16 protein-coding genes are annotated in these 20324 nt (G+C 72.2%); 4 read left to right on the top strand and 12 right to left on the bottom strand.

The window, feature by feature from the left end:
• Positions 1-99: 99 nt before the first annotated feature.
• The 10 genes from ACIOHG_RS28340 to ACIOHG_RS28295 form a co-directional block, all read right to left on the bottom strand.
• Complete coding sequence (locus tag ACIOHG_RS28340; RefSeq protein ID WP_400954616.1) at positions 100-765, bottom strand: hypothetical protein; 666 nt, start codon at positions 763-765, stop codon at positions 100-102.
• A 92-nt stretch (positions 766-857) separates the two neighbouring features.
• Positions 858-2786, bottom strand: coding sequence for a TIGR03960 family B12-binding radical SAM protein (locus ACIOHG_RS28335; RefSeq protein ID WP_400954615.1), 1929 nt, complete (start codon positions 2784-2786; stop codon positions 858-860).
• 86 nt (positions 2787-2872) lie between these two features.
• Positions 2873-4039 (bottom strand): rod shape-determining protein RodA, encoded by a 1167-nt coding sequence (gene rodA / locus ACIOHG_RS28330; protein ID WP_400954733.1) that lies wholly within the window; start codon positions 4037-4039, stop codon positions 2873-2875.
• Between the two features lie 29 nt (positions 4040-4068).
• Positions 4069-6303, bottom strand: a complete 2235-nt coding sequence (mrdA, locus tag ACIOHG_RS28325; protein ID WP_400954614.1) for a penicillin-binding protein 2 — start codon at positions 6301-6303, stop codon at positions 4069-4071.
• A 21-nt stretch (positions 6304-6324) separates the two neighbouring features.
• Positions 6325-6966 carry a rod shape-determining protein MreD gene (gene mreD / locus ACIOHG_RS28320; RefSeq protein ID WP_400954732.1) on the bottom strand — a complete coding sequence of 214 codons (642 nt, stop codon included), beginning with the start codon at positions 6964-6966 and terminating at the stop codon, positions 6325-6327.
• A gap of 2 nt (positions 6967-6968) precedes the next feature.
• Positions 6969-7898: a rod shape-determining protein MreC gene (gene mreC / locus ACIOHG_RS28315; protein WP_400954613.1), complete on the bottom strand. Its 930-nt coding sequence runs from the start codon at positions 7896-7898 to the stop codon at positions 6969-6971.
• A 64-nt stretch (positions 7899-7962) separates the two neighbouring features.
• Entirely contained in the window at positions 7963-8988 is a 1026-nt protein-coding gene (locus tag ACIOHG_RS28310) for a rod shape-determining protein (RefSeq protein WP_400712543.1), read from the bottom strand.
• Between the two features lie 365 nt (positions 8989-9353).
• Positions 9354-9767: a nucleoside-diphosphate kinase gene (ndk, locus tag ACIOHG_RS28305; RefSeq protein ID WP_400954612.1), complete on the bottom strand. Its 414-nt coding sequence runs from the start codon at positions 9765-9767 to the stop codon at positions 9354-9356.
• An 86-nt stretch (positions 9768-9853) separates the two neighbouring features.
• Entirely contained in the window at positions 9854-10210 is a 357-nt protein-coding gene (locus ACIOHG_RS28300) for a DUF4233 domain-containing protein (protein WP_400954610.1), read from the bottom strand.
• Positions 10211-10216: 6 nt separating this feature from the next.
• Positions 10217-11608 carry a bifunctional folylpolyglutamate synthase/dihydrofolate synthase gene (locus tag ACIOHG_RS28295; protein WP_400954608.1) on the bottom strand — a complete coding sequence of 464 codons (1392 nt, stop codon included), beginning with the start codon at positions 11606-11608 and terminating at the stop codon, positions 10217-10219.
• A 187-nt stretch (positions 11609-11795) separates the two neighbouring features.
• Here ACIOHG_RS28295 and wecB point away from each other — a divergent pair, with 187 nt between their 5' ends.
• Together wecB and ACIOHG_RS28285 are read left to right on the top strand one after the other, a co-directional pair.
• The gene (gene wecB / locus ACIOHG_RS28290) at positions 11796-12950 is read left to right on the top strand and encodes a non-hydrolyzing UDP-N-acetylglucosamine 2-epimerase (protein WP_400954607.1); all 1155 of its coding nucleotides are present in this window, start codon (positions 11796-11798) and stop codon (positions 12948-12950) included.
• A 195-nt stretch (positions 12951-13145) separates the two neighbouring features.
• Positions 13146-14714 (top strand): chitinase, encoded by a 1569-nt coding sequence (locus ACIOHG_RS28285; RefSeq protein WP_400954605.1) that lies wholly within the window; start codon positions 13146-13148, stop codon positions 14712-14714.
• Positions 14715-14774: 60 nt separating this feature from the next.
• Here the strand turns inward: ACIOHG_RS28285 and ACIOHG_RS28280 are convergent, their stop codons facing one another.
• Both ACIOHG_RS28280 and ACIOHG_RS28275 read right to left on the bottom strand, forming a co-directional pair.
• Positions 14775-15323, bottom strand: coding sequence for a hypothetical protein (locus ACIOHG_RS28280; RefSeq protein ID WP_400954603.1), 549 nt, complete (start codon positions 15321-15323; stop codon positions 14775-14777).
• A 268-nt stretch (positions 15324-15591) separates the two neighbouring features.
• Positions 15592-18231: a valine--tRNA ligase gene (locus ACIOHG_RS28275; protein WP_400954601.1), complete on the bottom strand. Its 2640-nt coding sequence runs from the start codon at positions 18229-18231 to the stop codon at positions 15592-15594.
• Between the two features lie 147 nt (positions 18232-18378).
• On the opposite strand from ACIOHG_RS28275, the gene ACIOHG_RS28270 reads away from it, so the two are divergent.
• On the top strand, positions 18379-19320 hold the full coding sequence (locus tag ACIOHG_RS28270) for a hypothetical protein (protein ID WP_400954600.1): 942 nt from the start codon (positions 18379-18381) through the stop codon (positions 19318-19320).
• Positions 19321-19363: 43 nt separating this feature from the next.
• Positions 19364-20164: a hypothetical protein gene (locus tag ACIOHG_RS28265; RefSeq protein ID WP_400954598.1), complete on the top strand. Its 801-nt coding sequence runs from the start codon at positions 19364-19366 to the stop codon at positions 20162-20164.
• Positions 20165-20324 lie beyond the last annotated feature (160 nt).

The following is a 20324-nucleotide window of genomic DNA, read 5'->3' as shown; positions in this document are numbered from 1 at the left end:
GCGTGCCAGGGAGCTCAGTCCTTCGTCAGTTGTCCCCGTCCGGCCTCGCACCGCTGGCGGCTCCGGCCGGACCCTGTCACCACCAAGGGTACCGGTGGCTCACCCCAGCAGCGCCCGCCGGACCGCCCGGGCCACCCGGCGGATCTCCGCCTTCACCGGCCACCAGACGTCCCGGCGCACCCAGCGGCAGGGGCGGACCACCGTGAAGCGCCAGATCCGGCCGCCGAGCCGCCAGGACCACAGGAACGCCAGCCCGAGCGCGCGCAGCACCGGGTACAGCACCGGCCGCCACAACCCGTGGTGGAAGCCCTTGCCGAGCGGCACCAGCACCCACCGCCACAGCGCCCGGACCGGCACCACCACCAGGTGGTACGCCAGCCAGCCGATCCCCTTGCCGAACCCGACCGCGAGGTACGCCGTGCCGAGCGCGAGCGGCACCAGCACGTAGCGCCACAGCCCCTTCAGGAACGGCCGCACCACCCACCGCCACAGCGCCCGGACCGGCACCACCACCAGCCACCGCCACAGCCAGGTCAGCGGGACGACGACCAGCCAGTGCACCAGCGGCCCCAGCACCCACTCCCAGAGGAACGCCAGCGGTACCACCACCGCCTTGTCCAGCACCCACCCGACCCCGCGGCCGACCAGCACCACCAGCTCCCACAGCAGCCGCAGCGGCACCACCACCGCCACCACCACCGGCCGCACCACCGCGACCAGGCACCCGTCGCCCGGCTGTCCCTGCTGCCCCTGTTGCTGAGCCATCGTCACTCCCCCGTGGATCGATCGGCCGATGGTACGACATGCCGACGCCCCCGCCGCGGGGTCGCGGCGGGGGCGGGCGGGGTGAGCGGGCGTCAGGTGTTGACGACCGTCAGGGGGAGGAGCTTCTTGCCGGTGGGACCGACCTGGATGTGGGTGTCCATCTGGGGGCAGACGCCGCAGTCGAAGCAGGGGGTCCAGCGGCAGTCCTCGACCTCGACCTCTTCGAGGGCGTCCTGCCAGTCCTCCCAGAGCCAGTCCTTGTCGAGGCCGCTGTCCAGGTGGTCCCAGGGGAGGACCTCCTCGTAGGTGCGCTCGCGGGTGGTGTACCAGTCGACGTCGACGCCGGTGCCGGCCAGGCCCTTCTCGGCGGAGGCCATCCAGCGGTCGTAGGAGAAGTGCTCGCGCCAGCCGTCGAAGCGGCCGCCGTCCTCGTAGACGGCGCGGATCACGGCGCCCAGGCGGCGGTCGCCGCGGGAGAGCAGGCCCTCGACGATGCCGGGCTTGCCGTCGTGGTAGCGGAAGCCGATGTTCTTGCCGAACTTGCGGTCGCCGCGGATCGAGTCGCGCAGCTTGGTCAGCCGCTCGTCGGTGGCCTCGGCGGACAGTTGCGGGGCCCACTGGAAGGGGGTGTGCGGCTTGGGGACGAAGCCGCCGATCGAGACGGTGCAGCGGATGTCGTTGGTGCCGGTGACCTCGCGGCCCTTGGCGATGACGTTCTTCGCCATCTCGCCGATCTGCAGGACGTCCTCGTCGGTCTCGGTGGGCAGGCCGCACATGAAGTACAGCTTCACCTGGCGCCAGCCGTTGCCGTACGCGGTGGCCACCGTGTTGATCAGGTCCTCCTCCGAGACCATCTTGTTGATGACCTTGCGGATCCGCTCGGAGCCGCCCTCGGGGGCGAAGGTGAGGCCGGAGCGGCGGCCGTTGCGGGACAGCTCGTTGGCCAGGTCGATGTTGAAGGCGTCGACCCGGGTGGAGGGCAGCGAGAGGCCGACCTTGTCCTCGGCGTAGCGGTCGGCGAGGCCCTTGGTGATGTCGGCGATCTCGGAGTGGTCGGCGGAGGACAGCGAGAGCAGGCCGACCTCCTCGAAGCCGGTGGCCTTCAGGCCCTTCTCCACCATCTCGCCGATGCCGGTGATGCTTCGCTCCCGCACGGGGCGCGTGATCATGCCGGCCTGGCAGAAGCGGCAGCCGCGGGTGCAGCCGCGGAAGATCTCCACCGACATCCGCTCGTGCACCGTCTCGGCGAGCGGGACGAGCGGCTGCTTGGGGTAGGGCCACTCGTCGAGGTCCATCACGGTGTGCTTGGAGACCCGCCACGGCACGCCGGGGCGGTTCGGGACGACGCGGCCGATCCGGCCGTCGGCCAGGTACTCGACGTCGTAGAACCGCGGGATGTAGACCCCGCCGGTCTTCGCCAGGCGCAGCAGCAGCTCGTCGCGGCCGCCGGGGCGGCCCTCGGCCTTCCAGGCCCGGACGATGTCGGTGATGTCGAGGACGGCCTGCTCGCCGTCGCCGATCACGGCGGCGTCGATGAAGTCGGCGATCGGCTCGGGGTTGAACGCGGCGTGGCCGCCCGCGAGGACGACCGGGTCGTCCATGGTGCGGTCGGCGGCGTTCAGCGGGATGCCGGCCAGGTCGAGCGCGGTCAGCATGTTGGTGTAGCCGAGCTCGGTGGAGAACGACAGGCCGAACACGTCGAACGCCTTGATCGGGCGGTGCGCGTCGACCGTGAACTGCGGGACGCCGTGCTCGCGCATCAGGGCTTCCAGGTCCGGCCAGACGCTGTAGCTGCGCTCGGCGAGGACGCCCTCGCGCTCGTTCAGCACCTCGTAGAGGATCATGGTGCCCTGGTTGGGCAGGCCGACCTCGTAGGCGTCGGGGTACATCAGCGCCCAGCGGACGTCGCAGGCGTCCCAGTCCTTGACGGTCGAGTTGAGCTCGCCACCGACGTACTGGATCGGCTTCTGGACGTGCGGGAGGAGGGCCTCCAGGCGTGGGAAGACCGATTCGACAGTCATGTGCGAGGACCTTTACGGCAGAAAAAGCAGTGACCCTTCAGGGTAGCCGAGCCCCGAGGGTCACTGTTTCCACACCGGTGCCGGCGCTAGATCCCTATCGGCCGCTGGGAGCGCACCGACTGGAGCAGGCCGACGGCGATCCAGACCGCGAACATCGAGGAGCCGCCGTAGGAGACGAAGGGCAGCGGGATGCCGGCCACCGGCATGATGCCGAGGTTCATCCCGATGTTCTCGAAGGCCTGGAAGGCGAACCAGCTGACCGCGCCGGCCGCCAGGATCGTGCCGTACAGGTCGCTGGCCTGGCGGGCGATCCGGCAGGCGCGCCAGAGGATGACGCCGAGCAGGCCGATCATCAGCAGGCCGCCGGCGAAGCCGAGTTCCTCGCCCGCGACCGAGAAGACGAAGTCGGTCTGCTGCTCGGGGACGAACTGGCCGGTGGTCTGGGTGCCGTGGAACAGGCCCATGCCGGTGAGGCCGCCGGAGCCGATCGCGATCCGGGCCTGGGCGGTGTTGTAGCCGACGCCGGACGGGTCGAGGGCCGGGTTGGCGAAGGCCGCGAAGCGGTCGATCTGGTACTGGCTGAGGATGCCGAGCTTCCAGACCGCGAGCGCCCCGGCGACACCGGCCCCGAGGATGCCGAACACCCAGCGGTTGGCGGCGCCGGAGGCCATCAGCACGCCGAGCATGGTGACCGCCATGACCATCACCGAGCCGAGGTCGGGCATCAGCATGACCACGCACATCGGGAAGGCCGCGACCGCCAGGCCCTGCAGCACGCTGCGGGTGGGCGGGTGCTCGCGCTCGCCGGCGTCGACCCGGGCGGAGAGCACCACGGCCATCCCGAGCACGATCGCCAGCTTGGCGAACTCGGCGGGCTGGATGGAGAAGCCGCCGCCGAACTGGATCCAGGAGTGCGCGCCGTTGATGGTCGAGCCGAGCGGGCTGAGCACCGCGAACAGCATCAGGATCACGGCGAGGTAGACGAACGGCACGGCGGTGCGCAGCCGGCGGGTGCCGAGCAGGGTCACCCCGACGCACAGGCCGACGCCGATCAGCAGGTTGGTCAGGTGCCGGTAGAGGAAGTACTGCGGGTCGCCGTGGGTGAGCGAGTCCCGGCCGCGGGTGGCGGACCAGACCAGCAGCGAGCCGACCAGGGAGAGCGCCAGCGCCGCCAGGACCATCACCCAGTCGAGCCGGCGCAGCGGGGAGTCCTTGGCCAGCGCCCGGGACAGCGAGGAGCGCTGCGGGGCCAGCCGGACGGTGCGGTAGGAGCCGTAGGAGGTCACGCCCTCCCCCTTCCGTACCCGCCGGACCGGGTGGGTTCGACGGCGGCCAGCAGCAGCGGGGCCCCGGGGGCGGTCCGCTGCGCCGGGGCCGGGGCGAGCAGGGCCGCGCCGTCCTGGTAGGTCCAGGCGGTCGGGACGATCGCGGTGCCGTCCGGGTTGAACTTGGGCAGCTGGGCCTGCGGCTGCGGCAGCAGCGCCTTGCCGTTGTCGATGCCGCCCTTGTCGTCCACGCCGTACAGCGCCTGGTAGATCCGGCGCACCGAGTCGCCGGAGCCGCCGGAGCCGGTGCCGCCCTGACTGATCGTCATGACGACGGCGTAGTCCTTGCTGTAGGTGGTCAGCCAGGAGGTGGTCTGCTTGCCGGCGACCTCGGCGGTGCCGGTCTTGGCGTGCAGCTCGATCTTGTTCTGCGGCCAGCCGGCGCCGGTGAACTTCCAGGCGGCGGTGCCCTGGGTGACGACGCCGGCGGTGGCCTGGTCGATGTACTCCAGCAGCTGCCCCTGGGCGGGGATCTTGCCGTCCTCGTGCGGGGCGATGTCGCGCACCAGGCTGCCGTCGGGGGCGACCACGGCCTTGCCGATGGTGGGCCGGTACAGGGTGCCGCCGTTGGCGAGCGCCGAGTAGATCCGGGCCATCTGGAGCGGGGTGACCAGGGTGTCGCCCTGGCCGATGGCGAAGTTGACCATGTCACCGGCGCGCATCTGGTTGCCGTCGGCGCAGTTCTCGCGGGCGATCTCGTCGCTCTCGCTGTGGCCGCCCTTGGCCGCCTGGTCGCACCAGGACTGCTTCATCGCGTCGTAGTAGGACTGCTTCCACTGCCGGTCGGGGACCCGGCCGGGCACCTCGCCGGGCAGGTCGACGCCGGTCTTGGCGCCGAGGCCGAACTGGTGGGCGGTCTTGAAGAACCAGTCGCCGGCGTCCTTCTTCGGCTTGAGGCCGCCGTCCTTCATCCACTGGTCGTAGGCCAGGCCGTAGAAGACGGTGTCGCAGGACACCTCCAGGGCCTTCTCCAGCGTGATGTCGCCGAAGTTCTCGGACTCGAAGTTCTTGAACTCGCGGCTGCCGATGGTCAGCGACTTCGGGCACGGGTAGCGGCCGTTGAGCGAGTACCCGGCCTGCACGGCCGCGGTGGTGGAGACCACCTTGAAGGTGGAGCCGGGGGCGGACTGACCCTGTATGGCCCGGTTGATCAGCGGGTAGTTCGAGTCCTTGTTGTTCAGCGACTCGTAGTCCTTGGCGGAGATGCCGCCGACCCACAGGTTGGGGTCGTAGGTGGGGGCGCTGGCCATCGCCACGATCCGGCCGGTGTGCACGTCCATCACCACGGCGGCGCCGGAGTCGGCGACGTAGTTGCGGCTGGTGACCTTGTCGTAGGTCTTGCGGGCCTCGGCCATCGCCAGCGCGAGCTGGTCCTCGACCACCTTCTGCACCCGGGCGTCGATCGAGGTGACCAGGTTGTTGCCGGGCTTGGCGGCGGTGGTGCCGGCGCTGCCGATCACCCGGCCGAGGTTGTCGACCTCCAGCCGGTCGACACCGGTGGTGCCGCGCAGGTCGTCGTCGTAGACCGACTCCAGGCCGGCCCGGCCGACCTGGTCGGAGGGCAGCCGGCGGGCCCGGCCGTCCTTCTGGGCGCTCTTGGTGACCTCGTCGTCGGTGACCGGCGACAGGTAGCCGAGCACCTGGGCGGCGCTGGCGCCCTCGGCGCCGGTGTAGCGGCGCAGCGCGGTGGGCTGGGCGGTGACGCCGGGGAAGTCCTCGCGGCGTTCCATTATCTGCATCGCCTGCTGGGTGGTGGCCTGCTGGGTGACCGGGATCGGCTGGTACGGGGAGCCGTTCCAGCACGGCTGCGGCGTCTTGGCGTCGCAGAGCCGGACCTTGTTCCTGACGTCGTCGGCGGGGACGCCGAGCACCTCGGCGAGCCGGTTCAGCACGGCCTTGCCGTGGTCCTTCTGCTGGAGCAGCGCGGTGCGGGACACCGACACCACCAGCTTGGTCTCGTTGCCGGCCAGGATGCGGCCGGAGGCGTCCAGGATCTCGCCGCGGACGGCGGGCTCCACCACCTCGCGGATGTGGTTGCCCTGGGCCTTGGCGGTGAACTCCTTGCCGTTGCGGATCTGCAGGTACCACAGCCGGCCGCCGAGGGTGGCGAGCAGCGACAGCACCAGCACCTGGAGGACGACCAGGCGGATCGTCACCCGCCGGGTCCGGCCGGTCTCGGGGATGTTGCTCACGTGCGCGGACTCCTTCCGGGATCAGGGGCGCTTGGCGAGGCCGAGCGTGCGCTTCTTCTTGTAGGGGCCGGGCGAGGGCTCGCGGGTGGTCCGGTAGCGGGCCAGCGAGCCGAGGCCGGAGCCGCCGTCCGCGCCGCGCACCGTCTCGTTGACCACCCGGTCGCCGTCGAAGCGGCGGGCCAGCAGCATCACCAGCGGCACCGTGAACGGGGCCAGCAGCACGTCGTACAGCAGGGCGCTGAACACCAGCCCGGTCAGGCCGACGTGCCGGGCCGCGGTGTCGCCGACCAGGGCGCCGACCGTGGCGTACAGCAGGGTGGAGACCACGGCGGCAACCGCGACCACGGCCAGCGCGGAGAACGCCGAGCGCTGCCGGCCGGCCTCCGGCTTGAGCAGTCCGGCGCCGTAGCCGACCAGGCAGAGCACCAGCGCGTAGCGGCCGACCGCGTGGTCGGACGGCGGGGCGAGGTCGGCGAGCAGGCCGGCCGCGAAGCCGACCAGGCAGCCGCCGGTCGGGCCGTAGACCAGGCCCAGGCCGACCACCACCAGCATCAGCAGGTCCGGGGTGGCGCCGGGGAGTTGGAGCCGGCCGAGGACGCTGACCTGGAGCACCAGGGCCAGCACCAGCAGGACGGCGGACAGCACGATCCGGATCGGACGCAACATCAGTTCCCCCGGGTGGCCGGCGGTGCGGCGGCGATCGGCGCCTGCGGGTTGCCCGCGGCGGTGGCGGCGGGGACCGGCGGGAGCACCGCGTCCCGCGGGTCGGTGCGCGGCGGCACGACCACCACGCCGACCAGGTCGAGTCGGGTGAACTGGACGTACGGCTCGACCAGGACGGTCTTGGTGAGCTGGCCCGGGGTGGCCTGCACCTCCTTGACGGTGCCGACCGGGACGCCCGGGACGAACGGGCGGCCGCTCTGCGAGCCGAAGGTGACCAGCCGGTCGCCGGCCTTGACCTGGGCGCGGCCGTTGAGCAGCTCGATCCGCATCGGGGCGGCGCCCTGGCCGGCCGCGAAGCCGATCTCGCCGCCGCCCTCCAGCCGGACGCCGGCGGTGAAGCCGGGGTCGGAGGCGAGCAGCACGGTGGCGGTGGTCGGGGCGACGGTGGTGATCCGGCCGACCAGGCCCTGGCCGTCGATGACGGTCATGTCGCGGGTCAGGCCGTCGTCGCTGCCGGCGTCGATGGTGACCGTCCAGGAGAAGCCCTGGGCGGCGCCGATCGCGATCACCTGGGCGGCCTTGATGGTGTAGCCGCCGGTGCCGGCGGTGCGCAGCAGGTCGTCGAGCTGCTTGCTGCGGCTGGCCGCGGCGTCCGAGGAGGCCAGCTTCTGGCGCAGTTCGGTGTTCTCGCGGGTGATCTGGTCGAGCCGCTGCTGGTGGGTGCCGGCGTCGCGGATCGCCCGGATGTAGCCGGCCACCGGGTCGACGGCGCCGGCCGCGGCGTTCTCCACCGGGCCGAGCACGGAGGCGGCGGCCCGGCGGGGGGCGCCGAGCGGGGAGTCCTGACCGCCCTTGATGTCCACGGTGATCAGTGCGAAGGCCGTCAGGACCAGCAGCACCAGCAGTAGTCGACTCTGTCGGGTGTCCCTCACGGTGCTGGTGCCGCCCCTTCGTGCTGAATGCTCATCAGCTGTATCTCGTGTTCAGTTGCCCTGCTCAACGACGCGGCTGCGCGTCCAGTACCTGCTGCAGCGCCTCGAACTCCTCGACGCACTTGCCCGCCCCCAGCGCCACCGAGTCCAGCGGGTTCTCCGCGATGTGCACCGGCATGCCGGTCTCCCGGCGCAGCCGCTCGTCCAGGCCGCGCAGCAGGGCGCCGCCGCCGGTGAGCACGATGCCGCGGTCCATCACGTCGCCGGCGAGTTCCGGCGGGCACTGGTCGAGGGTGGTCTTCACCGAGTCGATGATCGAGTTCACCGGCTCGTCGATGGCCTCGCGGACCTCGGCGGCCGAGATCACCACGGTCTTCGGCAGGCCGGAGACCAGGTCGCGGCCGCGGATCTCGGCGTGCTCGTCCTTCTCGCCCTCCAGGCCGAAGGCGCTGCCGATCGACATCTTGATCTGCTCGGCGGAGCGCTCGCCCAGCAGCAGGCTGTACTCCTTCTTGATGTGCTGGACGATCGCGTTGTCCAGCTCGTCGCCGGCCACCCGCAGCGACTGGGCGGTGACGATGCCGCCGAGCGAGATCACCGCGACCTCGGTGGTGCCGCCGCCGATGTCGACCACCATGTTGCCGGTCGGCTCGTGCACGGGCAGGCCCGCGCCGATCGCCGCGGCCATCGGCTCCTCGATGATGTGCACCTGGCGCGCGCCGGCCTGCATGCTGGCCTCGACCACCGCGCGGCGCTCCACCCCGGTGATGCCGGAGGGGACGCAGACCACGACCCGGGGGCGGGCCAGGTAGCGGCGGCGGTGGATCTTCAGGATGAAGTAGCGCAGCATCCGCTCGGTGATCTCGAAGTCGGCGATCACGCCGTCCTTCAGCGGGCGGATCGCCACGATGTTGCCCGGGGTGCGGCCGATCATCTTCTTGGCCTCGGCGCCCACCGCGAGGATGCCGCCGGTGTTGGTGTTCACCGCGACCACGGACGGCTCGTTCAGCACGATGCCCTTGCCCCGGACGTACACCAGTGTGTTCGCGGTGCCGAGGTCGATCGCCAGGTCCCGGCCGAGGAACGACAGGTTGTTCGCCATGGGATGTCGAGTGCCTTCCCGAATTCGGATCAAGGGCGGGGAGCGGGCCGTCCGTCCGGGCCCGGGCATGGGCCGACGGCGGCTGGGCAGCCGCTCCGGGCCCGTGAGGTGGGGTCCATCGTAGTCACGCCGGTCTGCGCGAGCGGCGGGTACGGCATGCCGCCCATTCTCCGGGGGTGGATCGGCTTCTCTTGGCATTGGGACGCCGTGTCGGAGGGTAGGGTTCCGTGATTTGACGATTAACGCCCAGAGGGAGCAACCCGGCCCTCGTCCGGCCGCTGAGCTGGCCGTTCTCCGCCGCGGGGCACCCCGCGCCCGTGTGGGGCCCGGGGTGCGGAATCGCTACGAAATCCTCACGCGTGCGCGGGGAAGAAGATCTTGATCTCGCGCTCCGCCGACTCCGGGGAGTCCGAGGCGTGGATCAGGTTCTCCCGGGTGATCGTCGCGTAGTCGCCGCGGATGGTGCCCGCGCCGGCCTGCAGCGGGTCGGTGGCGCCGGCCAGCGCCCGGATGCCGGGGACGACGTTCTCGCCCTCGACGATCAGCGCGATCGACGGGCCGGAGGTCATGAACTCCAGCAGCGGCTCGTAGAACGGACGGCCGACGTGCTCGGCGTAGTGCTGCTCCAGCGTGGCCCGGTCGAAGGTGCGGAGCTCGATGGCGGCGAAGCGCCAGCCGGCCTTGCGCTCGATCCGGCTGATGATCTCGCCGGCCAGGCCGCGCTCCACGGCGTCGGGCTTGAGCAGGACGAGAGTGCGCTGGGACACGGGGCGGCTCCTGGTGGGGTGTGCGGTGGACCGTCTGTGCCTCCGACACTACCCCGGCCGGGTGGCCGCCCCGGTGACCAGGCCGGTCAGGCCGCCGCCGGGGCCGCCGGGGCGGCGGCCGCGGCCCGCTGCGCCTTGATCGCGTCGATCTTGCGGCCGTAGTGCACCGAGCACCACCACAGGCCGCCGAAGACCACGCCGAACGCGTACATGGTGGGCAGCACCAGGCCGCTCGCCAGCACCGCCAGCTGCAGCGCCCAGCCCACGTACACCGCGCCGGGGCGGGTGATCACGCCGCAGAGCAGCACGCAGAGCAGCATCGCCACGGCGCTGACCGTCCAGATGGTGCCGGTGCCGACGTCGGTGAGCTTCATCGCGACCAGGCCGGCGAACATGATCAGCAGGGCCTCGCCGATCAGCGTGGAGGAGCACAGGGTCCGCATCGGCGGCTACTTCCTTCCGAACAACAGGCGGGCCTCGCCCACCGTGATGACCGAGCCGGTGACCAGGACGCCGGCGCCGCCGAGGTCCTCCTCCTCGGCCAGCGTGACCGCGGCGTCGATCGCGTCGTCCAGCCGCGGCTCGACCTGCACCCGGTCCTCGCCGAAGACCTCGACGGCGATCGCCGCCAGCTCGTCGACCGGCATCGCGCGGTGGGTGGAGTTCTGGGTGATCACCACCTCGGCCAGGATCGGCTCGAAGACCTCCAGCAGGCCGGTGACGTCCTTGTCGCCGCTGGTGGCGATCACGCCGACCAGCTTGGTGAAGCCGAACGCCTCGCCGATCGCGGCGGCGGCGGCCTGCGCGCCGTGCGGGTTGTGCGCGGCGTCCAGGATGACGGTGGGGCTGCGCCGGACCACCTCCAGCCGGCCCGGGGAGGAGACGCCGAACAGCGCCTGCCGGACCTTCTCCTCGTCCAGGTGCTCGGCGCCGCCCTGGCCGATGCCGAAGAACGCCTCGACGGCGGCCAGCGCCAGCGCGGCGTTCTGCGCCTGGTGGTCGCCGTGCAGCGGGATGAAGAGGTCCTGGTACTCGTGGCCGCCGAGGCCGCGCAGCGTGACCAGCTGGCCGCCGACCGCGACCTCCCGGCGCAGCACGCCGAACTCCATGCCCTCGCGGGCCACCGTGGCGTCCACCTCGACGGCCCGGCGGAGGATCTGCTCGGCGGCGTCCAGCTGCTGCTGGGCGACCACGGCGAGCGCGCCGGGCTTGATGATGCCGGACTTCTCGACCGCGATCTCGCCGGTGGTGCTGCCGAGCTTGTCGGTGTGGTCCAGCCCGATCGGGGTGATCACCGCGACCTGGGCGTCGATCACGTTGGTGGCGTCCCAGGAGCCGCCCATGCCGACCTCGACCACCGCGACGTCCACCGGGGCGTCGGCGAAGGCGGCGTAGGCCATGCCGGTCAGCACCTCGAAGAAGGACATCGCCACCGGCTGCGCGGCGTCCACCATCTGCACGTAGGGCGCGATGTCGCGGTACGTCTCGACGAACTTCTCCGGGTCGATCGGCGCGCCGTCCAGGCTGATCCGCTCGGTCACCGACTCCACGTGCGGGGAGGTGTAGCGGCCGGTGCGCAGCTCGAAGGCGCCGAGCAGCTGCTCGACCATCCGGGCGGTGGAGGTCTTGCCGTTGGTGCCGGTGATGTGGATCGACGGGTAGGCCCGCTGCGGCTGGCCGAGGATGTCCATCAGCGCCTCGATCCGGTCCAGCGAGGGCTCCAGCTTGTTCTCCGGCCAGCGGCCGGCCAGCTCGGCCTCGACGGCGCGCAGTTCGGAGTCGGTGCCGCCGGCGTCGGCGGGACGGACGGTGTAGGGGTTGGGCTCGGCCTTGTCGCTCACCCCGCCAGTCTAGGGACTCGCCGCCCGCTCCCCCTGACGGGCACCCCGCCGGGCGTCCCGGTGGGCGAACGGCCCGTCCGGGCGGGACCGAAGTCCCGGGCGGACGGGCCCGAGGACCACGGCCGGACGGCCCCCGGCCGGGCGAGGCTGGTCGGAGCCCCCGGACCACCCGCCAGGAGAACCCCCGATGACCGTGCACCCGCTGCCCCGGACGCCCCGCGAGCCCGCCCCCGAGAGCGTGGCGGTGGTCCTCGGCACCCGCCCCGAGCTGGTGAAGCTGGCCCCGCTGGTGCACGCCCTCGGCCCGGCCGCCCGGCTGGTGCACACCGGACAGCACTGGGACGAGGCGCTGTCCGGGCGGTTCCTGCGCGAGCTGGGCCTGCCCGCGCCGCAGTTGCTCACCGGGGTAGGCGGCCGCCCGCGGGCCGGTCAGATCGCCGTCTCGCTGGGCCAGTTGGACGCCGCCTTCGCCGACGACCGCCCGGCCGCCGTGGTGGTGCAGGGCGACACCAACGCCACCCTGGCCGGGGCGCTGGCCGCGAACGCCCGCGGCATCCCGCTGGTGCACGTGGAGGCGGGGCTGCGCAGCCACGACCGGGCGATGCCGGAGGAGCACAACCGGGTGATGGTCGACCACCTCGCCGACCTGCTGTGCGCCGCCACCCCGGAGAACGCCGCCGAACTGCGCGCCGAGGGCATCGCCGGGGACCGGATCGCGCTGACCGGCAACACCGTGGTCGAGGTGGTCCGGGACCGGCTGCCCGACGCCGCCGGGCGGGCCGCGCTGCTGGCCCGGTACGACTTGACCGCGGACGGCTACCTGCTGGCCACCGTGCACCGGCCGGAGAACACCGACACCGCCGGGTCGCTGGCCGCCGTGCTGGGCGCGCTGGCCGAGCTGGCCGCGGACGGCCGGCCGGTGCTGCTGCCGCTGCACCCGCGCACCCGGGCCGCCGCCGAACGCTTCGGCCTGGCCCCGCTGCTGGCCCGGCTGCGGGTGGTGGACCCGCTCGGGTACGCCGAGTTCCTCGGCCTGGCCCGGCACGCCGCGCTGCTGGTCTCGGACTCCGGCGGCGTGCAGGAGGAGTGCACGGTGCTGGGCCGCCCGCTGCTGGTGGTGCGCCGCTCCACCGAGCGCCCGGAGGCGGTGACGGCGGGCTTCGCCGCGCTGGTCTCCCCCGGCCCGGAGCTGGTGGCCGCGGCCCGGGCGAGGCTGGTCGAGGGCCCGGCGCTGCCGGCCCGGCTGGCCGCCACGCCGTCCCCGTACGGCGACGGTCGGGCGGCCGAGCGGATCGCCCGATTGATCCCGGGCCTGGTGTCCGCGCTGCCGCAGGCGGCCTGACGGGCCGTTGGCCCACGGACCGTCACCTCGCCCTCTTGACACCGGAATTGGTCTACTCCACCGTGTGAGTCGCTCCCCCGCTCCGACCCGCACCGCTCGCACCACCCGTACCGCTCCCCCGCTCCGACCCGTACCGCTCCCCCGCACTGCTCCCCGCACCGCACCCCCATCGACACTCCCCCACATGGAGATGGCATGCGTGCACCACAGAAGGACCCGCGCACCGCGCGGGCGCTGCTCGCCGGGCTGGTGGCGGCCTCGCTCGGGCTGGCCGGCCTGGTGATGGCCGGTTCCGGCACGGCCTCGGCCGCCCTGCCCAACGTCGACGTGGTCGCCAACGGCGACTTCTCGGCGGGCAACCACATCAGCCCGTGGACCTGCGGTCCGACCGTGGCCGCCGTCAACAACGCGGCCACCGGCTGGGACCTGCAGGGCAGCCCGGCCGGCTCGGACTACGCGAACTGCAGCCAGACCGTCACCGTCCAGCCGAACTCGACGTACACCCTGAGCGCCGTGGTGCAGGGCTCGTACGTGTTCGCGGGCGTCACCGGCACCGGCGGCACCGACCCGTCCACCTGGAGCTCCAACGCCGGGTGGAACACCCTGACCTCGACCTTCACCACCGGCGCCGCCACCCGGTCGGTGTCGGTCTGGTTCCACGGCTGGTACGGGCAGAGCCCGTTCCTGGTGGACAAGGTGTCGCTGGTCGGCCCGGGCACCGGCAGCCCGTCCCCCTCGGCGTCGAACACCGTGACCGTCACCCCGACGCCGTCCGGCTCGCCGTCGGGCTCCGCCTCGCCGTCCACCTCGGCCTCGCCGTCCACCTCGGCCTCGCCGTCCACCAGCAGTTCGCCGACCGCTCCCCCGCCCGGGCCGAAGCACAAGCTGACCGGCTACTGGCAGAACTTCTACAACGGCGCGACCCCGCAGCGGATCAGTGACGTGCCGGCCGCGTACGACATCATCGCGGTGGCCTTCGCGGACGCCACCAGCACCCAGGGCGCGATCTCCTTCACCCTGGACTCCGGGCTGTCGGGCAAGCTCGGCGGCTACACCGACGCCCAGTTCAAGGCCGACATCGCGGCCAAGCGGGCGGCCGGCAAGAAGGTGATCGTCTCGGTCGGCGGGCAGAACGGCACCGTCTCGGTGGCCAACTCCACCGCCGCGGCCAACTTCGCCGACTCGGCGTACGCCCTGATCCGGACCTACGGCTTCGACGGCATCGACATCGACCTGGAGAACGGCGTCAACGCCACCTACATGTCGCAGGCGCTGCACACCCTGGCCGCGAAGGTCGGCCCCGGCTTCGTGCTGACCATGGCGCCGGAGACCATCGGCATGCAGTCCACCGGCGGCGAGTACTTCAAGCTGGCGCTGGCCACCAAGGACATCCTGACCATCGTCAACATGCAGTACTACAACTCCGGCGCGATGCTCGGCTGCGACGGCGGCGTGTACGCGCAGGGCACCGAGAACTTCCTCACCGGGCTGGCCTGCATCCAGTTGCAGGGCGGGCTGCGCCCGGACCAGGTGGGCCTCGGCGTCCCGGCCTCGACCAGCGCGGCGGGCGGCGGCTACACCAGCCCGTCCGTGGTGAACGCGGCGCTGGACTGCCTGGCGGCGGGCACCAACTGCGGCAGCTTCAAGCCCGGTCAGACCTGGCCGGCCATCGGCGGCGCGATGACCTGGTCCACCAACTGGGACGCGCTGGCCGGGAACCCGATCGCCAACACGGTCGGCGCGCACCTGCACACGATGCCGTAACGCGGTGCCGCGGTGCGGCACGGCTGCCTCCCCCGGCGGGGAGGCAGCCGTGACGGGCCGTCAGACCGCAGCGCAGGCCCGGGGCGTGGGCAGCCGGCCGCCGTACCGGCGGCGCAGCTCGGCCGCGATCTCCTCGGCCTCGCCCTCGGGCAGCAGCGGCAGCATCATCGCGGCGGCCTGCACCAGGCCGCCGAGCAGGTAGGTGGTGTCGGGCGTCCCGGCGACCAGGCCGCGGACCCGCTCGATGTCGCCCGCGGCGACCGCCTCCAGCACCAGCGCGGCGCCGGCCGCCTCCTCGTCCACCGCGACCTGCGCGGTGTCGTGCGGGGCGCGCCGGGCCAGGCCGCGCAGCACCCGGTCGGCGACGCCGGGGGCGTAGGCCTTGCGGACCGCCTCGGCGGCGATCCACACCAGCAGGGTGACCACTTCGCGCTCGGCGTGCTCGGCGAGCAGCAGATCGAGCTCGGTGTCGAAGGCGAGCTGGTTTCCGTGCCGGAATGCCAGCAGCAGCGTCGCCGCCCGGGCCTTGGCCGCCTCCACCTCTTCCGCCGGGAGTTCGTCCGGGAGCTCGTCCGGAAGTTCGTCGGCCAACTCCCCGGTCGCCACCATGCGTGTACCCTCCGTCCGTCGCCCCGCCCGAATGGGAACTTCCGCCCACCGTACACATTCGGTGTGCGAAGTTCGCTGAACGCGCGGACCGGCACGGAATGCATTCCGACCGGTGCGCGCCGCCAATTGCCCGGTAATGACGCCGAATAGGCGGTGCGAAACCGGTACCGCGACGCGCGGCCAAGGGAATTGACAGCCCGTCCGGAACAGGTCGGGAAATGGCGGAGGGCCGCCGCTCCGTCGGAGCGGCGGCCCTCGGCCCGGGCGGTCAGCCCTGCGGCAGCGCCGCGAGCTGGGCGGTGATCCGCTCGATGTCGGCCTCGGCGGCCGTCAGCCGGGTGCGGATCTTGGCGACCACCTCGTCCGGTGCCTTGGCCAGGAAGGCCTCGTTGCCGAGCTTGCCGGTGGCCTGCGCCTTCTCCTTCTCGGCCGCCGCCAAGTCCTTCTGCAGGCGCTTGCGTTCGGCCGGGACGTCGATGGTGCCGGACAGGTCGAGCTCGACGGTGGCGCCGGCCACCGGGAGCGAGGCGGTGGCCGCGAAGCCCTCCTCCGGGACGGTCAGGCGCAGCAGCGAGCGGATCGCCGCCTCGTGCACCTCCAGCCGGTGGCCGGCCAGCTCCAGCCGGGCCGGGACCTTCTGGGTGTCGCGCAGGTTCTGGTCGTTGCGGAACCGGCGGATCTCGGTGACCAGTTGCTGGAGCTGGGCGATCTCCGACTCGGCGTCGGCGTCCCGGTAGCCGGAGTCCTTCGGCCACTCGGCGACCACCACCGACTCGGCGCCGGTGAGGGTCGTCCACAGCGCGTCGGTGACGAACGGGACGATCGGGTGCAGCAGGCGCAGGGTGACGTCCAGCACCTCGCCGAGGACCCGGCGAGCCGCGTCGGCCTGCGCGCCGCCCTTGTTGAGGGTGGTCTTGGAAAGCTCGACGTACCAGTCGAAGACCTCGTCCCAGGCGAAGTGGAACAAGGTGTCCGCGAGCTTGGCGAACTGGTAGTCGTCGTACAGCGCGTCGGCCTCGGTGACCGTGGCGTTCAGCCGGGACAGGACCCAGCGGTCCGCGGCGGTGAGCTCCTCCGGCGCAGGCAGCGGGCCCTCGACGTTGGCACCGTTCATCAGCGCGAACCGGACGGCGTTCCAGATCTTGTTGCAGAAGTTCCGCGAGCCCTGGACCCAGCTCTCGCCGATCGGCACGTCGGCACCGGGGTTGGCGCCGCGGGCCAGCGTGAAGCGGACCGCGTCGGCGCCGTAGGCGTCCATCCAGTCCAGCGGGTCGACGACGTTGCCGAAGGACTTCGACATCTTCTTGCCGAACTCGTCCCGGACCAGGCCGGTCAGCGCGATGGTGTGGAAGGGCGCCTGGCCGTCCATCGCGTACAGGCCGAACATCATCATCCGGGCGACCCAGAAGAAGATGATGTCGTGGCCGGTCAGCAGCACGTCGGTCGGGTAGAACTTCTCCAGGTCCGGGGTCTTCTCCGGCCAGCCGAGGGTGGAGAACGGCCACAGGCCGGAGGAGAACCAGGTGTCCAGGACGTCGGTGTCCTGGGTCCAGCCCTCGCCGGTGGGGGGCTGCTCGTCCGGGCCGACGCAGACGACCTCGCCGTCCGGGCCGTACCAGACCGGGATCCGGTGGCCCCACCAGAGCTGGCGCGAGATGCACCAGTCGTGCATGTTGTCGACCCAGTCGAAGTAGCGGCGCTCCAGCTCCTTCGGGTGGATCTGGACCCGGCCGTCCCGGACGGCGTCGCCCGCGGCCTTCGCCAGCGGCTCGACCTTGACCCACCACTGCAGCGACAGCCGCGGCTCGACCACGGTCTTGCAGCGCGAGCAGTGGCCGACCGCGTGCTCGTAGGGGCGCTTCTCGGCGACGATCCGCCCCTGTTCGCGCAGTGCGCCGACCACGGCGGCCCGGGCGTCCATCCGGTCCAGGCCGAGGAACGGGCCGTGCACCGTGATGGTGCCGCGCTCGTCCATCACCGTCAGGTTCGGCAGGTTGTGGCGTCGGCCGATGGCGAAGTCGTTCGGGTCGTGCGCGGGCGTCACCTTGACGGCGCCGGTGCCGAACTCCGGGTCGACGTGCTCGTCGGCGACGACCGGAATCTCCCGGTCCGTCAGCGGCAGCTTGACCGTCCGGCCGACCAGGTGCGCGTAGCGCTCGTCGGACGGGTGGACGGCGATCGCGGTGTCGCCGAGCAGGGTCTCGGCCCGGGTGGTGGCCACCACGATGGAGTCCGCGCCGTCGCCGTAGCGGATCGAGACCAGCTCACCGGGGACGTTCTCGTGCTCGACCTCGATGTCGGAGAGCGCGGTCAGGCAGCGCGGGCACCAGTTGATGATGCGCTCGGCACGGTAGATCAGGCCGTCGTCGAAGAGCTTCTTGAAGATGGTCTGGACGGCCTGCGACAGGCCCTCGTCCATGGTGAAGCGCTCGCGCGACCAGTCGACGCCGTCGCCGAGGCGGCGCATCTGGCCGAGGATCCGGCCGCCGTAGTTCTCCTTCCACTCCCAGACCTTCTCGACGAAGGCCTCCCGGCCCAGGTCGTGCCGGGACAGGCCGGCCTCGGCGAGCTGCTGCTCCACCTTGTTCTGGGTGGCGATGCCCGCGTGGTCCATGCCCGGGAGCCAGAGCGCCTCGAAGCCGAGCATCCGCTTGCGGCGGGTCAGCGCGTCCATCAGCGTGTGCTGGAAGGCGTGGCCCAGGTGCAGGGCGCCCGTGACGTTCGGCGGGGGGATGACGATGGTGTACGCCGGCTTCTCGCTCTTCGCGTCGGCCGTGAAGTAACCGCGCTCCACCCAGCGCTCGTACAGCTCGCCCTCTACCTCGGCCGGGGCGTAGGTCGTCGGGAGGGTGGCTGCGTCGTCCCCGGGCTCGGAGCTCGCGGGGCGCTGGTTCGTCGTGTCGGTCACGACGCACAGTTTACGGAAGGCCGGACCGCGGTTACGAACCGATTGTGCCCGGACCACTCGGGCGCGCCGGGAGGGCCGTACGGTAGCGTGCCCCGCATATATCGACCGGACGGGCCGCGGAGTCGAGCGGCGGGGGAGACGAAGACGATGTACGGCCAGGGCCAGGGACCGCAGCAGTATCCGCAGGGGCAGCCGCAGCAGCCGTACGGCGCTCCCCCGCCGCAGCCGGGTTACGGCGCGCCCCAACCCCCCGCCTACGGCGCCCCGCAGCAGCAGCCCCCGGCCTACGGCGCCCCGCAGCCCCCCGCGTACGGCGCGCCCCAGCCGCCCGCGTACGGCGCCCCGCAGCAGCCGGCGCCGCAGCCCGGGTACGGCTACCCCCAGCAGCCGCCCGCGCCGGGCCCGCAGCAGTGGGGCGGCGCCCCGGGCCAGCCCGGGCAGCCCGGCTACGGCGGCTACCCGCAGCCGCCGGCCCCCTCCAAGGGCAAGGGCGGGATCATCGCCCTGGTGGTGGTCGTGGTGGTGGCGCTGATCGCCGGTGTCGGCTGGTTCGTGCTGAGCGGGAACAAGGGGTCGGACACCGCGGGCAAGTTCAGGCTCAGCCCGCCGGACAGCGTCTCGGGCTACACCAAGAAGTCCTCCAACGAGAAGGGCACGCTGAAGGGCCTGGACGGCGTCGGCACCCTGGAGGGCTCGGTCACCGCGACCTACCAGAAGTCGATCACCGACGTGGTCAGCATCAGCGGCAGCTGGGGCAAGATCTCCGATCCCGCCAAGGGCATGTCGGTGGCGACCGACAAGCTGGAGAACGGCGACGGCTCGGACTCGGGGGCGGAGAAGCCGACGTGGAAGGAGAAGCTCACCTCCTTCGACGCCAACGACCCCAACGACGCGGGCTCCAAGCTGAGTTGCGGGGTGGCCACCTCGGAGGCCGGCAAGGCCCAGATGAGCATTCCGATCTGCGTCTTCGTCAGCCACTCGACCATCGGCATCGTGGTGCTCGGCGCCTCCGACGGCAAGGCGGTCAGCGCCAGCACCGCCGCCGACCGGGCCCGCCAGTTCCGCGACGCCGCCACCGTCGCCAAGTAGTCCCCACCTCACCGCAGTTCACCCCGAACGGAGTCACCCCGCCGTGTCCGACAACCAGTTCGGCCCGCCCTCCGGGTACGACAAGCCCCAGCCCGACGCCCCGATACCCCCGCAGGGCGCCCCCGCCCCGCAGCCCGGCTACGGCTACCCCGGCCAGGCCCCCCAGGAGCAGCCCTGGGGCGGCGGCGCGGTCCCCCCGCAGGGCGCCCCCGGCTACCCGGCCGGCTACCCCGGTTACCCGGCCCCGGCGAAGAAGTCCCGCAAGGGCCTGTGGATCACCCTCGCCGTGGTCGGCGTGGTGCTGCTCGGCGGCGCCGGCGCGATCGGCTACGTGGCCTGGGACACCGCCGAGAACACCGGCAAGAACAAGGTCGTGCTGCCGCAGTCCTTCCACGACATGACCTCCGACCCGGAGGACGAGACCACCAAGGCGCTCTCCAGCGAGCTGCAGAAGGGCTTCGACGGCGAGAAGTCCTCCTTCACCCACCCCGAGCCGGTCAGCACCATCTACCGCTCCGCCGAGGGCACCAAGATGCTGCTGGTCTCCGGGGCGACCGGCAACGTGCTGCTCCCCTCGCAGCAGGTGGACGCCGCCTTCAAGAGCTTCTCCGGCGAGGGCGGCGCGTCCGTCAGCGACCGCAGCGACATCGACCCGGGCCCGCAGGGCGGCAAGCTCTCCTGCGGCTCGATCGACCTGAGCGGCCAGAAGGGCGGCATCTGCGTCTGGGCCGACGGCTCCTCCGTGGTCGTGGTGCTGGAGATCGACGCCGACAAGGAGATCACCAAGGACGCCGTGGTGGCCGACACCAAGGAGCTCCGCAAAATCTCCGAGGTCCCGAAGTAGCCGACGCGGCCTCAAGTGCCGGGCGCCGCAAGGCGGTCGGAGCACGCGAAAGGGCCCCGCACCTCACGGGATGCCGTTGGCGAATTCGGGGTCTGATCGCTTCGCCCCGTCGGGTTGTTACCCGGCGGGGCGAAGCGCTGCCAGGTGCGATGTGCGGGTG

This window comes from Kitasatospora sp. NPDC088134, assembly GCF_044741705.1.
Classification (GTDB): Bacteria; Actinomycetota; Actinomycetes; order Streptomycetales; family Streptomycetaceae; genus Kitasatospora.
The sequence above is the reverse complement of the archived record's forward strand: the minus strand, read 5'-3'. Positions and strand labels throughout refer to the sequence as shown.